The sequence below is a fragment of the Faecalitalea cylindroides genome, from assembly GCF_028321995.1.
Taxonomy (GTDB): domain Bacteria; phylum Bacillota_I; class Bacilli_A; order Erysipelotrichales; family Erysipelotrichaceae; genus Faecalitalea; species Faecalitalea cylindroides.
The window spans coordinates 101052-116476 of sequence record NZ_JAQLXG010000001.1 but is presented as its reverse complement, the minus strand read 5'-3'; the positions used below and the strand labels follow the sequence as shown (position 1 = coordinate 116476).

The 15425-nt window shown below is 35.6% G+C and carries 15 protein-coding genes; 14 read left to right on the top strand and 1 reads right to left on the bottom strand.

Annotation, left to right across the window (positions count from 1 at the left end; all coding sequences use genetic code 11):
- Window position 1: 1 nt before the first annotated feature.
- Window positions 2-1084, bottom strand: coding sequence for a chorismate mutase (locus PND65_RS00710; protein ID WP_271990001.1), 1083 nt, complete (start codon window positions 1082-1084; stop codon window positions 2-4).
- 113 nt (window positions 1085-1197) lie between these two features.
- Between PND65_RS00710 and aroB the strand changes: the two genes are divergently transcribed.
- The 14 genes from aroB (at window position 1198) to PND65_RS00640 (ending at window position 15369) form a co-directional block, all read left to right on the top strand.
- The gene (gene aroB, locus PND65_RS00705) at window positions 1198-2211 is read left to right on the top strand and encodes a 3-dehydroquinate synthase (RefSeq protein WP_015535437.1); all 1014 of its coding nucleotides are present in this window, start codon (window positions 1198-1200) and stop codon (window positions 2209-2211) included.
- The gene (gene aroC / locus PND65_RS00700) at window positions 2201-3319 is read left to right on the top strand and encodes a chorismate synthase (protein WP_271990003.1); all 1119 of its coding nucleotides are present in this window, start codon (window positions 2201-2203) and stop codon (window positions 3317-3319) included. The genes aroB and aroC overlap by 11 nt, the downstream gene beginning before the upstream one ends.
- Window positions 3309-4577, top strand: a complete 1269-nt coding sequence (gene aroA, locus PND65_RS00695) for a 3-phosphoshikimate 1-carboxyvinyltransferase (protein ID WP_271990005.1) — start codon at window positions 3309-3311, stop codon at window positions 4575-4577. The genes aroC and aroA overlap by 11 nt, the downstream gene beginning before the upstream one ends.
- Entirely contained in the window at window positions 4574-5410 is an 837-nt protein-coding gene (locus PND65_RS00690) for a prephenate dehydrogenase (protein ID WP_271990007.1), read from the top strand. Before aroA ends, PND65_RS00690 begins: the two co-directional genes overlap by 4 nt.
- A gap of 138 nt (window positions 5411-5548) precedes the next feature.
- Complete coding sequence (gene ftsH / locus PND65_RS00685; RefSeq protein ID WP_271990009.1) at window positions 5549-7411, top strand: ATP-dependent zinc metalloprotease FtsH; 1863 nt, start codon at window positions 5549-5551, stop codon at window positions 7409-7411.
- 83 nt (window positions 7412-7494) lie between these two features.
- Window positions 7495-7962: a CBS domain-containing protein gene (locus PND65_RS00680; RefSeq protein WP_195376373.1), complete on the top strand. Its 468-nt coding sequence runs from the start codon at window positions 7495-7497 to the stop codon at window positions 7960-7962.
- Window positions 7963-8124: 162 nt separating this feature from the next.
- Window positions 8125-9783 (top strand): diphosphate--fructose-6-phosphate 1-phosphotransferase, encoded by a 1659-nt coding sequence (locus tag PND65_RS00675; protein WP_022356272.1) that lies wholly within the window; start codon window positions 8125-8127, stop codon window positions 9781-9783.
- Between the two features lie 129 nt (window positions 9784-9912).
- Window positions 9913-10098, top strand: coding sequence for a DUF4405 domain-containing protein (locus PND65_RS00670; RefSeq protein WP_271990011.1), 186 nt, complete (start codon window positions 9913-9915; stop codon window positions 10096-10098).
- The gene (locus tag PND65_RS00665; RefSeq protein ID WP_271990013.1) at window positions 10095-11822 is read left to right on the top strand and encodes an ABC transporter ATP-binding protein/permease; all 1728 of its coding nucleotides are present in this window, start codon (window positions 10095-10097) and stop codon (window positions 11820-11822) included. Before PND65_RS00670 ends, PND65_RS00665 begins: the two co-directional genes overlap by 4 nt.
- Window positions 11819-13477 carry an amino acid ABC transporter ATP-binding/permease protein gene (locus tag PND65_RS00660; protein ID WP_271990016.1) on the top strand — a complete coding sequence of 553 codons (1659 nt, stop codon included), beginning with the start codon at window positions 11819-11821 and terminating at the stop codon, window positions 13475-13477. The genes PND65_RS00665 and PND65_RS00660 overlap by 4 nt, the downstream gene beginning before the upstream one ends.
- Window positions 13477-13812, top strand: coding sequence for a nitrous oxide-stimulated promoter family protein (locus PND65_RS00655; RefSeq protein WP_195294938.1), 336 nt, complete (start codon window positions 13477-13479; stop codon window positions 13810-13812). Before PND65_RS00660 ends, PND65_RS00655 begins: the two co-directional genes overlap by 1 nt.
- Window positions 13809-14183, top strand: a complete 375-nt coding sequence (locus PND65_RS00650) for a YbaN family protein (protein WP_271990018.1) — start codon at window positions 13809-13811, stop codon at window positions 14181-14183. The genes PND65_RS00655 and PND65_RS00650 overlap by 4 nt, the downstream gene beginning before the upstream one ends.
- Before the next feature lie 56 nt (window positions 14184-14239).
- A complete protein-coding gene (locus tag PND65_RS00645) occupies window positions 14240-14983 on the top strand; it encodes an HAD family hydrolase (protein WP_271990020.1) in 744 nt (247 codons plus the stop codon).
- 164 nt (window positions 14984-15147) lie between these two features.
- Window positions 15148-15369 (top strand): GNAT family N-acetyltransferase, encoded by a 222-nt coding sequence (locus PND65_RS00640; protein WP_270459766.1) that lies wholly within the window; start codon window positions 15148-15150, stop codon window positions 15367-15369.
- Window positions 15370-15425 lie beyond the last annotated feature (56 nt).

Here is a 15425-nt window from a genome sequence, read left to right as displayed (position 1 = left end):
CTTAATCATCCTTTCCTTTTAATGAATATGTTCCTAAATATTTTACACTCTGTGTCACCTTTTTAATATCTTTTAAACATTCTCGTGTATTTTTCATCTCAAGATTTCCATCCATTTCAATAAAAAAGAAATATTCAAATGGTCGATTTTTGATAGGTCTTGACTGAATGCTTTGCATATTTAAACCATGCTGGGCAATCGTTTCAATGATACGAGCTAAAGCCCCACTTTGATGCTTGACAATCAAACATACGCTAAAACGATTCCCTTGTGTCTGTGGTTCTAATCCAATCACAATAAAACGCGTCGTATTTGAAATATTTTCTTCGATATTTTCTGCCAGGATCTTTAATCCATAAAGATCTGCATTTTCCTTGGCTCCGATTGCAGCCTTTCTCACATCATTTTGACTTGCTACATATTGAGCCGCCATAGCTGTATTAGGATAAGCTACAGTCTGAACATTCAACCCTTTTAAAAATACCTTGGATTGTGCTAAAGCCTGATCTTTAGAATAAACCCATTCCACATCTTTTAGTGTAGCATTTTCGACCCCTAACAAACATTGTTCTACTCTTTGATCGACCACCTGCTGTATATAAACCGGATATTCCAATAAAGCATCTAAAACTTCTCCAACAAGACCAGAATTGGTGTTTTCAAAAGGGATAATCCCATATTGAGCATCTTTATTTACGACCGCCTTAAAAACATCTTCAAAATTTGTATAATTCAATTTTTTCTCGGCCGGAAACATACGACTGGCAACAATTTGAGAAAACGCTCCTTTCACCCCGGCATACGCAACAACATCGCTTGACAATAAAGTTTGTTGAAAATCACGGGAATTGCTCATGACTTTTTTCATAAAGTCAATGTATGAATCGATATATTCTTTATTTTGAATATACTTCTGATTCTTTTCTATGATCGCATCTTCCCTGCCTGCATCCAAGATAGGAAGAACATTTGCTTTTTTATACTCCAATACTTCTTTGACCGCATCTAAGCGTTTTTCATAGAGTCTGGCAATTTCTTTATCGACGCTATCAATCTCTAATCTAGCTTTTTCAATTTGATTCATTTTGTCATCTCCATGCGTATATAATACCATAAGAAACAGGTTTTCATCCGGTTTTCTGAAAATTTTTTCTTTTCGTGCTATTATAGTTCTATATCTAAAGGAGATCATCTATTATGCAATTAAATGTGAATTTAAAAGACTGCGCATATCCAATCACGATCCAACGAAATGCGCTTAACAATATTCAAGAAACGATCCAAACCAATCGTAAGGTCATGATCATCACAGACAGCGGTGTTCCTCAAAAATGGATCGATATCGTATCCAGTCAATGTTTAGATTCTTTTATCGTAACGATTCCAAATGGTGAACAATCAAAATGTTTTAAACAATATGAAGAATTATTGCTGGAAGCTATTGAACATGAAATGACCCGAAAAGACGCCATCATTGCCTTAGGTGGCGGAGTTGTTGGTGATTTAGCTGGATTTGTAGCCGCTACATATATGCGCGGTATTGATTTCTATAATATTCCTACAACATTACTTAGCCAGGTGGATTCAAGCGTAGGTGGTAAAGTCGCTATTGATGCTGGAAACTATAAAAATATCGTTGGCGCTTTCTGGCAGCCTAAAGCTGTCATCATCGACCCTAATGTGCTTTCAACCTTACCACAAAGACATATAAATAACGGACTGGTTGAAGCTTTAAAAACTGGATTGATCCAAGACAAAGAACTGGTTGAACTATTCAAACAAGATGATTTAGATATCGATCAAATCATCTATCGTTCAATCAATGTAAAAAGAAAAGTAGTTGAACAAGATGAAAGAGAATCCAGCCTTAGAAAGATATTAAATTTCGGGCATACAATTGGGCATGCCATCGAAGGAGCCTACGGTTTGGATACTTATCTACATGGAGAATGTGTTGCGATGGGAATGTTATTCTTTATCGACAATAAAGAACTAAAAGAAGATGTATTAAAAATCTATGAAAAACTACATCTTCCTAAAGTACCCGATTATGATGTTGATACATTGATGAACTTTATTCAACATGATAAAAAAAGCAGCTCTTCATCCATAACGATCGTACTTGTTAAACAGGCAGGTACCTATGAATTACAGGAAGTATCATATGATACTATCAAAACATACTTAGAAAGAGGACCTTATGAAAAATAACTTTGGAACAAATATATCCATGACGATCTTTGGGGAAAGTCATGGTCCCTGCATAGGAATCACCTTGGATGGACTTCCCGCTGGATTTAAGATCAATCTTGAGAGAATAAAAGAAGACATGGAAAAGCGAAAGGCAAAAGGAAGCATATCCACACAACGCCATGAAGACGATGAAGTCGAAATTGTCTCAGGATTTTTTAATGGATATACGACCGGAACCGCTTTAACGATCTTAATCCAGAATAAAAATACCCAGTCAAAAGACTATTCCGATATTCAATATCGCCTGCGACCTGGACACGCAGATTTTAGTGCATATGAAAAATACCATGGCTTTCAAGATTATCGCGGAGGTGGACATTTCTCAGGAAGATTAACAGCTCCTATTGTAGCGGCCGGTAGTATTTGTCGACAAATCTTAGAAACAAAAAACATTTTAATTGGCTCACACATTGAGCAACTTTATGCCTTGTATGATGCTCCTTTTTCAAATAACATTGATGAATTAAAAAAACAAATCCAAACCTTAAACAAAAAAGAATTTGCAACCTTAGATGAACAAGTAGCTCAAAACATGGAACAAGCCATCCTGGAAGCTAAAAATGAGCAGGATTCCATTGGAGGGATCCTTGAAAGTGCCATCATCAATCTTCCAGCTGGAATTGGCGAGCCTTTCTTTGATTCCATCGAAAGCATCCTGGCCCATCTATTATTCAGCATTCCAGCAGTAAAAGGCGTTTCTTTTGGAGCTGGTTTTCAAATGGCTTCTAAAAAAGGCAGCGAAGCCAATGATGCCTTTATCATGAATGATACCATTCAAACAAAGACCAACAATAATGGTGGAATCAATGGTGGTATCTCGAATGGAATGCCTATCATCATTCACACTTGTATCAAACCTACACCATCCATATATAAAACTCAGGAGACGGTGGATTACAAGACCAAAGAAAGCCAAACGTTAAATATAAAAGGAAGACACGACCCATGTATCCTTCATAGAGCTCGTATTGTCGTTGACTCTATGATTGCCTTTGGCATTTTAGATCTATTGATGTCTAGCAATGCCAATAATATCTTAGAAAAGGAGATCCAACATGAAAGTTAAGATCACACCATCTAAAGTAAATGGAACCATAGCCATTCCCGCCAGCAAATCCATCAGCCATCGTGCGATTATCTGTGCATCTTTAGCACAGGGAAAATCAACAATTACAAATTTAACATTTTCCAAAGATATTGAAGCTACGATCAGCTGTATGAGATCCTTTGGAGCTAAGATTGAAGTACAGAAAAACAGCTGTATCATTGAAGGCTGTAATTTATTTGATTTACAAGATGGAATTTGCTGCGACTGTAACGAATCAGGATCTACCCTGCGCTTTTTAATTCCAGCAGGTGCTTTATCCAATAAGAAAGTTACATATCTAGGAAAAGGCAGATTATTAGAAAGGCCTATGGGAATCTATCAAAAAATATTTGATGAGCAAAAGCTGTTATTTGAACAATCACAAGATGCAATCCGAATTCAAGGGAAACTGCAGTCTGGTCATTATCAAATCGACGGAAACATTTCCAGCCAGTTTATCAGTGGCCTGCTCTTTGTTCTTCCTCTTTTAGATTCAGACAGTACGCTTACAATTAATGAACCCTATGAATCAAGATCTTATGTTGATCTAACGCTGGATATGTTGAAATGCTTCGGCATTGAGATCAAACAAGATAAAAATACTTACTATATCAAAGGAAACCAGAAATATATTGCTCATGATGTAAAGATCGAAGGAGATTATTCTCAAATGGCATTCTTTGGTGTTCTTGCAGGCTTGAACAACTCTTTGACCTGCTCAAACATGAACTTAAATTCTGTTCAAGGTGACAAGGCCATCCTTGATATCTTAGCCAGTGCTGGATGTAGTATTAATTCTAAAAAAGACTTTATTACGATTCATCCATCAAAGTTGCAACCAAAAACCATTGATCTATCCGATTGTCCAGATCTTGGACCTATTTTATGTGTACTAGCCAGCTATTGTGAGCAAACAACGACGATCATTAACGCACAAAGGCTTCGCATGAAAGAAAGCGACCGTATCGAAGCTATGGAAGTAGAACTTAAAAAATGGAATGTCGATATTCAAACTACTTTTGATACAATTACGATCCATGGAAAGAGTGGATATGCCTTAGATGATATTCCAATCATTGATTCACATAACGATCATCGTATCGTAATGGCTATGTGTGTATTTGGTTTATGTGCCAATACACCATGTATAATTGAAAATGCGCAGGCCATCACAAAATCATATCCAGATTTCTTTGAAGATATCCAACGTATTGGTGGAAAGGTAGAAATTTTATGAATATAGGTATTATCGGACTAGGTTTAATGGGTGCCAGCTTTGCGAAAAGACTCAGTCCTCAAAAAGATAAAACGATTTATGGCATTGACCAAAATGAGCAAACAATACAAACCGCTCTTGAATTAAACATTATCAAGGAAGGTAGTACCGATCCAGACAAGCTTATCAAAAAATGTAACTTGATCATCCTTGCCTTATATCCAACCATGATCAAACCATGGATCGTAGAAAACCAGCAATATCTTGAGTCTGGAACGATACTAATGGATATCAGCGGAGTAAAAACAAACATTGTAGAACCTGTTCAGGCAATTTTAAGAGAAGATCTTGAACTCATCAGCATCCATCCAATGTGTGGTCGTGAATCTAGAGGGATCGATTTTGCCCAGGCAGATATTTTTGATAATGCCAACTATATTATCGTGCCTACCGACAAAAACACGCCAAAGGCCATCAAAGCCGCTAAACAGTTAGGAAAAGATCTTCGCGTTAAAAATATTTCCATCCTATCTTGTGAAGAACATGATCGCATGATTGGCTTTTTATCCCAGCTTACCCATGTTATTGCAGTTAGCTTGATGAATACCCATGATAATTCCCATCTTGTCGAATATACAGGCGACAGCTTTCGTGACCTTACTCGCATCGCTACCATTAATGAAGATCTATGGAGCGAGCTCTTCTTATTAAATAAAGATATCTTATTAGATGAAATCGATCAGTTTTTAGATGCAACCAAACATTTTAGAGATTCTTTAGAAAAAGAAGATATTGATGAAATGAAGCGTTTGTTCATCCAATCGACAAACCGAAGAAAATTATTTAACAAATAACTCTGGAGAAATCTAGAGTTTTTTTATCAAATATCGCTAAATTATGGAAAGTTATGTGAAATTAGCACTCTTCTTGAAAAACTGCTAATTTGATGTATAATCTTCCTATAAAAATACTTTAGGAGGTTAAATATTTTCATGAATAAACAAAAGAAACCTTTGTATTGGTACTATTTCATCGTACTGATCATTCTTTTATTATTAGACTTTGTATTCATACCTATGTATACCAATAGCCGCATTGAAGAAACCAGCTATTCTTCTTTCTTAAATCAAATTGAAGAGAAGAAAGTGGATGAAGTACAAATTGAAAATACCGATATCTATTACACGCTCAAAAATGATGATAATGATAAAACGTATCAAACCGGTGTCATGAATGATCCTGATCTTGTAAATCGATTACAAGATGCAAACGTTGAATTCACTCAAGTCTACACAGAAGCAACCAACCCACTTCTTTACTGGTTTGCGACATTTGCAATCTTTGCCTTCTTTATATGGCTGGGTAACCGCATGTTTAAAAGAGCTCAAAAAGCTGGCGGAAATGATTCCATGTCATTTAATCAAGGTGGATTTGGCTTAGGAAATCTAGGCAAGAGCAATGCTAAAGTTTATGTTGGCCAACAAACAGGAAAAACATTTAAAGATGTTGCCGGACAGGAAGAGGCCAAAAACAGCCTAAAAGAAATCGTAGACTTTTTAAATGATCCTAAAAAATATCAGGCAATTGGTGCTAAGATGCCAAAAGGAGCTTTATTAGTAGGTCCTCCTGGTACTGGTAAAACTTTATTAGCTAAAGCTGTAGCTGGTGAAGCCGGGGTTCCTTTCTTCTCTATTTCTGGTAGTGAATTTGTTGAAATGTTTGTCGGACGTGGTGCTGCCAAAGTTCGTGATTTGTTCAAACAAGCCAGAGAAAAAGCACCATGTATCGTATTTATTGATGAGATCGATACCATTGGTAAAAAACGTGATGGCCAAGGATTAAGCGGTAATGATGAACGTGAACAAACATTGAACCAGTTATTGGCAGAAATGGATGGATTTGACGGTTCAAAGGGTGTTGTTTTGCTCGCGGCAACAAATAGACCGGATACATTAGATCCTGCCTTAACAAGACCAGGGCGATTTGACCGCCGAATTCCTGTAGAATTACCAGATCTAAAGGGTCGTGAAGATATCCTGCGATTACATGCAGGCAATGTAAAATGTTCTCCATCTATTGATTTTAATGTCATCGCCAGAGCCAGCGCTGGTGCCAGTGGTGCTGATCTAGCCAATATTATCAACGAAGGAGCCTTACTTGCAGTACGTGATGGGCGTAAGATGGTCGTTCAAAAAGACTTGGAAGAAGCCATTGAAACAGTCATTGCCGGTGAGCAGAAAAAAGGTGCCGTTATTTCTAATCACGAACGCATGATCGTTGCCTATCATGAAATCGGCCATGCCTTAGTGGCCGCAAAATGTAAAAACACAGCTCCTGTACATAAGATTACGATCATTCCTCGAACCAAAGGCGCTCTAGGATACACGATGCAAGTTGAGGAAGAACAGCACAATCTTGTATCAAAAGAAGAAGCATATCAAAGGATCATGGTGTATACAGCAGGACGTTGTGCAGAGGAATTGATCTTTAATTCAATCACAAGCGGTGCTTCCAACGATATTGAACAGGCTACAAAACTAGCTCGTGCCATGATCACGCGTTTAGGTATGAGCGACAATTTTGGTATGACAGCTCTAGAAACAGTAAACAATGCATATCTTGGTGGAGATACTTCATTAGCTTGTTCAAGCGAAACAGCTTCAAAAATTGATGAAGAAGTCGTCAACCTGATTAAAAAAGCACACGATGAAGCTTATCAAATCTTAAATGACAATAAGATGAAATTACATGAATTGGCAAAATTCTTATATGAAAGAGAAACGATCACAGGAGAAGAATTCATGGAAATCTTAAATAAACCAGCTGAAATCCCAGTTCAATCTACACGAGCATAAAATTGTCTTATATTTTCCCATTTTCTTTTGATTTTTTATACAATATTTTCTGATAGAGTCTAGACATAAGGTGGTAGAAATTTATGATTCAAAATGTATTCTTTTTTCTAAAAAACAAAGGGGAAGTCAAGTTTCTATACGATAATTTAAGTATTAGTGACGGCTTGAAACTCATGAATGAACATGGCTTTACCGCCATGCCTGTCATCAATAAAGATGGCATTTACAAAGGAAGCATATCAGAAGGAGATTTTCTGTGGTATTTATTAAACCACTCTTCAATTACTGCAGAAGATCTAGGAACAATTAAGATCAAAGAACTAATTCGCAAAGATTACATGCCTGCCGTAAGGATTGATGTGGATTTAAAGACATTGATTGAACGATCTTTAGAACAAAATTATGTTCCTATCGTTGATGACAGAGGAATCTTCATTGGCATCGTTACTCGTAAAAGCATCATCAAATACCTAATGAACCATACGATGAATGAAGCAATTCCATATGATTCAGAATGGAGTACTACTTTTGATGCAAGGCCTTCTAATTAACTTATATGCATAGAGATATAAATTCTCTATGCATTTTTTATCTTCTATTTATAATTTGAAAATATATGTATTTTATTGTTCAATCGCACAGGATAAAGTTTACTTTTTGCATAAAATATCTTAAAATTTAAGCGTATGTAGAAAACTAAGAGGAGGCTAATTATGAAAATTTCATCACTACAAACAGCTAGATATGAGTATTCTCCAAAATTGCCTGGAATGTTAAGACATGGAATTGCTGATATCTGTGTTAAAGAAGGTGAAGAAACTCAAAGTGTTGCAGATCAGGAAAAAATCAAAGCCCTTTTCCCTAACACTTATGGAAAAAAAGAAATCACTTTCGAAAAAGGAACAAACACTTCTGAAGCTAAAAAACAAGTTGTTGGTGTTATCCTTTCTGGAGGACAGGCTCCAGGAGGACATAATGTTATCTGTGGTCTATATGATGCTTTGAAAGCTACAAACAAAGAAAACGTATTATACGGATTCAAAAACGGTCCTATCGGATTGATCGAAGACGACTATATCATCTTTGATGATGAATATATCAACCAATACCGTAACACAGGTGGTTTTGATATCATCGGTTCTGGTAGAACTAAACTTGAAACAAACGAACAGTTTGCGATCGTTGCAGAAGTATGTAAAAAACATGGAATCACAGCTATCGTAATCATCGGTGGTGACGATTCAAATACAAACGCTGCTGTTCTTGCAGAATACTTTGCTGCACATGACACTGGTGTTCAAGTAATCGGATGCCCTAAAACAATCGATGGTGACTTGAAAAACGAAGACATCGAATGTTCTTTCGGTTTCGATACAGCTACAAAGACTTATAGCGAAATCATCGGTAACATCGAACGTGATGCTAACTCAGCTAAAAAATACTGGCACTTCATCAAAGTTATGGGACGTTCTGCTTCTCACGTTGCTCTAGAATGTGCTCTTGAAACGCAGCCAAACATCTGCTTGATTTCTGAAGAAGTTGCTGCAAAGAAAATGTCATTATCTCAGATTGCTGACTACATCGCTGATTCTGTAGCGAACAGAGCTGCAAAAGGAATGAACTTCGGTGTTGCAATCATCCCTGAAGGTGTTGTTGAATTTGTTCCTGAATTCTCTACATTGATCCAGGAAATCAATGAATTGCTTGCTGGCAGCAAAGCAGATGCATTCAATGCTCTACCAACTTGGAAAGACAAATACGAATTCATCGAAAACGGATTGACTAAAGAATCTATGAGCGTATTTGCTATTCTTCCTGAAACAATTCAGCAGCAGTTATTCTTAGAAAGAGATCCACATGGAAACGTACAGGTTTCTTTGATCGAATCTGAGAAATTATTCTCTGCTCTTGTTAAAGACAAATTGGAAGAAAGAAAGAAAAATGGAACTTATAATGGTAAATTCAATCCATTACACCATTTCTTAGGATACGAAGGAAGATGTGCATTCCCTTCTAACTTTGATTCTGATTACTGCTATTCGCTTGGATACAACGCATTTATGTTGATCCAATACGGATACAATGGATATCTATCAAAAATCTCTAACTTGTCTAAACCAGCAAGTGAATGGGTTGCAGGTGGTATGCCAATCACTAAGATGATGAATATCGAAAGAAGACATGGTGAAGACAAACCAGTTATCAAGAAAGCTCTTGTAGAACTAGATGGAAAACCATTCAAATATTTCGAAGCACATCGTGAAGAATGGGCAGTAGAGACTAGCTTCGTATATCCAGGTGCTATTCAGTACTATGGACCTACTGAAGTATGTGACATCACTACAAAAACTCTTGCTTTAGAACAGGAATAATCAATACTTACCATTTATTGGATCAGTTTGCATTTGCAGACTGATCCTTTTTTTCTGCCTTGACAAATTTAGTTAGTGTATGTTAACTTTTAGAAGTTAGTTTTATCTAACATTTTTAGGAGGGAAAAAATGAAAAAAACAGTCAATATGATCATGTTATTATCTTTGATTGTTGTATTTATATCTGGCTTATTATTAAAGCCAATGCCTATTACTTCAACTCGAATCCTGCATGTAGTATCCGGCTTTATTTTTGTGATCAGCGCCATTGTTCACATGCAACAAAACCATATGTTTAAAAGGAGAAAAGCATGATCAACAAGCGACTTATCAATACAGTCAAAGACAGTAAAAAATACATATTCTCAAATGTACTGTGTCAATGGGTCTCCCTATTAAGTAATTTTGTCTTTGTCACCTGCCTTGCCTTGATGATCGAAAAGCTCTGGCTTAAAGAACAATTTAATATCTTTGCATACTTGATTTACATGCTTATCAGCATTCTAGTCCGTGCAATCATGACAAAGCTTTCGATTCGAATGGGATATTTAGCTTCAAAAGAAGTAAAAAAAGTATTACGCGAAAAAATCTACCAAAAATTACTTTCTTTACAAGGCTCCTACAAAGAACAAATCAACACAAGCGAGCTTGTACAGATTGCCGTAGAAGGAGTGGATCAACTGGAAGTTTATTTCAGCTCATATTTACCTCAATTCTTCTATGCTATGTTAGCGCCACTTAGTCTATTTATTTACCTTTCATTCATTGATATAAAAAGTGCTATTGTCCTATTTATCTGTGTTCCATTGATTCCAGTATCGATCATTATCGTACAAAAATGGGCAAAGAAGCTCTTATCAAAATATTGGGGACAATACACAGCTTTAGGAGATACTTTTTTAGAAAACCTACAAGGATTAACAACTTTAAAAGTCTATCAAAGCGATCAGTATAAAAATGAAAAAATGAATGAAGAAGCAGAGAAATTCCGTGTTGTTACCATGAAAGTTTTGACCATGCAGTTAAATTCCATTACGATCATGGATTTAGTTGCCTATGGGGGTTCAGCCCTTGGTATCATTGTCGCCCTATTACAATTGAATAGTGGAAACATCGGTTTATTTGGATGCTTGTTAATTATCTTATTGTCTGCAGAATTTTTTATACCTATGCGGCAACTTGGTTCATTTTTCCACATTGCGATGAACGGTATGGCTGCCAGTGATAAGATCTTTCGCTTTTTAGATCTGCAAGAGCCAAAAAAAGTTAAAACCCCATGTCCAGATATCGATTCCATATCGATCAAAAAGCTAAGTTTTTCTTATGATGAAAACAAAGAAATTTTGCATAATGTTTCTTTAAACTTCAGCAAAGGATCCTTTAGTGCTATTGTAGGAGAATCCGGTTCAGGAAAGTCGACCATATCATCCATTTTGATGAAACGAAATCGAAAATACACAGGCCATGTTTTAATCAACGATACTGATCTTAATCAGATTTCTGAATCGTCTTTAATGGAAAACATTACTTACGTCTCTCATCAAAGCTATCTGTTTAAAGGAACGATCAAAGATAATTTATTGATCGTAAAACCAGATGCATCCGATGAAGAACTTTGGAATGTACTTGATAAGGCAAAACTTTCTGCATTTTTAAAACAGGAAAATGGTTTAGAAACATTTGTTGAAGAAAAAGGGTCTAACTTTTCAGGTGGTCAATGTCAAAGACTAGCCTTTGCTAGAGCCTTGTTACACGATAGTCCTGTTTATATCTTTGATGAAGCAACATCCAACATCGATGTCGAAAGCGAAAATGATATCATGCAGTTGATCCATGAATTGGCAAATGAAAAAACTGTGATTCTTATTTCACATCGTCTAGCCAATGTTAAGGATGCTGATACGATTTATGTTTTGGAAAACGGAAACATTGTCGAATCTGGCAAACATGAAAAATTGCTTCAAAATCAAAGTGTATATGCATCCTTATGGAATGCTCAAGTATCTCTAGAATCATATATAGGAGGTGGCAATGCATGAAAAAAAGAAATAGTCTACAAATCATGTTCCAACTTGCTGGTTTGATCAAAGGTTTGACTGGTTATATGTTATTAGCTATTTCTATGGGAACCATTGGTCATCTTTGTGCAACCTTTATTCCTGTTCTAGGTGTCATAGCCCTTTTAACGATTTTAAATGAGATTCATATCTTCTCAATCACAACATTATTTATTCTATTGATCATCTGTGGAATTCTTCGAGGTGCCTTGCGATATGGTGAACAGGCATGTAACCACTATATTGCCTTTAAACTTCTCGCAATCATCCGCGATAAAGTATTTGTTGCTCTTAGAAAATTATGTCCTGCCAAGCTTGAAGGAAAAGATAAAGGAAATCTAATTTCCATCATTACTTCGGATATAGAACTTCTTGAAGTATTTTATGCCCATACGATTTCTCCCATTATGATTGCTATCTTATTTGGTATCATCATGTGTACATTTATTGGAAGTTTTGATCTTGTACTTGCTATGGTCATGCTAATCTCTTATATAGTTGTTGGATGCATAATTCCTATCTTGATTTCTCGATCAAATAAGGATTATGGTTTGATCTTTCGTACAAAAACAGGTGATTTATCAAGCTTTGTCCTAGATAGTTTGCGTGGCGTCAATGAGACCATTCAATATGATGATGGCAAAAATCGTTTAAATAAGATCAAAGAAAAAACAGATTCCCTATCCATTGAAGAAGGAAAAATGAAGGATATCACAGGAACCAATATGGCTATTACGAATACTGTTATCTTACTTGCTGATTTGGCAATGTTATTTGTATCGATTCATTTCTATACAAACTTGCAAATTACATTTGCTCAGTTAATTATTTCCGTTGTTTCCTTGATGAGTTCCTTTGGCCCATTTGTTGCTTTGGCGAATTTAGGTTCTACTTTACAAAATACATTTGCGGCAGGAAATCGTGTGCTGGATATTCTGGAAGAAACGCCAGTTGTTGAAGATATTCAAGGGCAAAAAGAAATTAAATTTAATGATGCTAGCGTTAACAATGTTTCTTTCTCCTATGACAAAGAATTAATTTTAGATAATATTTCACTAACCATCCCAAAAGGAAAAATCATTGGAATTACCGGAAGAAGCGGAAGTGGAAAATCCACATTGTTAAAATTAATGATGCGTTTTTGGAAAGTTGATCAAGGTGAAATCAACATCTCAAATACAAGTATTGAACAAATTAATACAGATAATTTACGCAATATGGAAAGCTTTGTCAGCCAACAAACACATTTATTTCATGATAGCATTGCCAATAACTTAAGAATTGCTAAATTAGACGCCAGCGATGAAGAACTCATTGAAGCCTGCAAGAAAGCTTCTGTTCATGATTTCATCATGAGCCTTCCACATGGATACGATACGATGGTGGAAGAACTAGGTGATTCTTTATCTGGTGGTGAGATTCAAAGAATAGGTTTAGCTAGAGCTTTCCTACATGATGCCCCATTCATGTTACTGGATGAACCTACCAGTAATCTTGATAGTTTAAACGAAGCTGTGATCTTACGCTCCCTTCACAAAGAACATAAAAGCAAAAGTGTTGTTCTTGTTTCTCATCGTCAATCCACTATGAATATAGCTGATCAAGTATATTCAGTCGAAAATGGGAGAATGAGTTAATGAATATCGAAACAAAAAGACAAAAAGAAAAAGATACCGTTGCCTTGATGATCGAAATCTATTGTAAGAAACATCATAAATCCAAACACTTATGCCAGGAATGCCAACAGTTAAAAGACTATGCTTTTACAAGAAGTGATAAATGTCCTTTTATGGAAACAAAAACATTCTGTTCAAACTGCAAAGTTCATTGTTACAGATCTGATATGCAACAAAAAATTCGTGAAGTTATGGCATATTCTGGACCTAGAATGTTATTCTATCACCCTGTTATGGCAATCAAACATGTGATCGAAACACAAAAAGAAAAACGTAGATTGGAGAATGCTAAATGAATATTAAAAAAATCTTATACATTGTTCTAGGTACGATTGGATTGATCCTAGGTGCTATTGGAGCCGTTTTACCTTTATTGCCGGCCTTTCCTTTCCTGTTACTGGCAACCGTATGTTATGCAAAGAGTTCAGAAAGATTACATAATTGGTTTATTAATACCAAACTTTATAAAAATAATTTGGAAAGCTATGTAAAGGGCAATGGTATGAGCTGGCCGGTCAAATTTCGTGTGATGGGTATGATCACGATCGTTATGAGCATCGGTTTTATCATGATGGCTCTTAAAGAAATCACATATGGATGTATCATCCTTTTCATTGTCTGGATCTTTCATATCTTATATTTTAGTTTCCGCGTCAAAACATCCTAACTCGTTATCTGGTAACGAGTTTTTTTGATATACTTTTATCAAAAGGAGAACAAGTCATGATAGATACAGTAATATTTGATTTTGATGGTCTATTGGTTGATACAGAGATCATAGCCTACGAGACCTACCATCAAATTCTTGATAAACACGGTTTTGTTTTTACCAAAGAAGAATACACTCAATATTACAGTGAAAAAACAGATACTTTAAATGCCGAAAATATAATAAAGCATTATCATTTGCCTTATACGATCGAAGAGCTTTTGCAGATGACCTTTGAATTAGAAGAAAAGATATCCTCTAAAGGAGTTAAATTAAAGCCAGGTGCCAAAGAACTTTTAGCTTATTTAAAAGCCAATCATTATCATATTGCTTTGGCTACTTCAAGTTTTAAGAAACGAGCTGTCAACATCTTACAAGAACATGGTATTTTAAAGTATTTTGATACCTGTGTATTCTTAGAAGATGTCAAACATTCTAAACCTCATCCCGAGATCTTTTTAAAAGCATTAGAAAAATTGAATGTATCCAATAAAAATGCAATCGTACTAGAAGATAGTGAAAATGGGATCAAGGCAGCAATCAATGCCAAGATAGACGTCATCTGCATTCCTGATATGAAGATACCATCAAAAGAGTATCTTGATAAAACACTTTTTACAGGAAGATCATTGTTTGATATTCTGACTTATTTGCAAACAAATTCTTCTGATGATTTTACAAAGAAAGATGAGCAAATGAAAATCATTGAAATATTCAACAGAGATCCTTTGTTGATACAAAAACTTTTAGAAGTATAGGAAAGTTCTGTAAGAGCAACTCATTTATTTCTTTCAGACAATGATATCAATCATATCAAAGAGTATGTTCCCCAAGCTTTAAAAGAAGTTGATCATTTGTTGATCATTGAAACCATAAGAAAGTCCCTGTTGGTTTTATAGGAATTGATAATCAACATCTTGAAATGCTCTTTATTTCTAATAAAGAAAGAAAAAAAGGACTAGGAAAAATGCTTTTGAAATATGGAATCGAAAATTTTGGGATCAATGATCTAGCCGTAAACGAACAAAACCCTTTGGCAAAAGAATTTTATGAACATATGGGATTTATAGTCTATAAGCGAACAGAAACAGATGAACAAGGAAATCCCTATCCCTTGTTATATATGAAAAGAAAACAAATATAATGATTTTTCTTTTTTACAGAATATAAATGCGCCTTGGACCCAGTAAACGATCATAC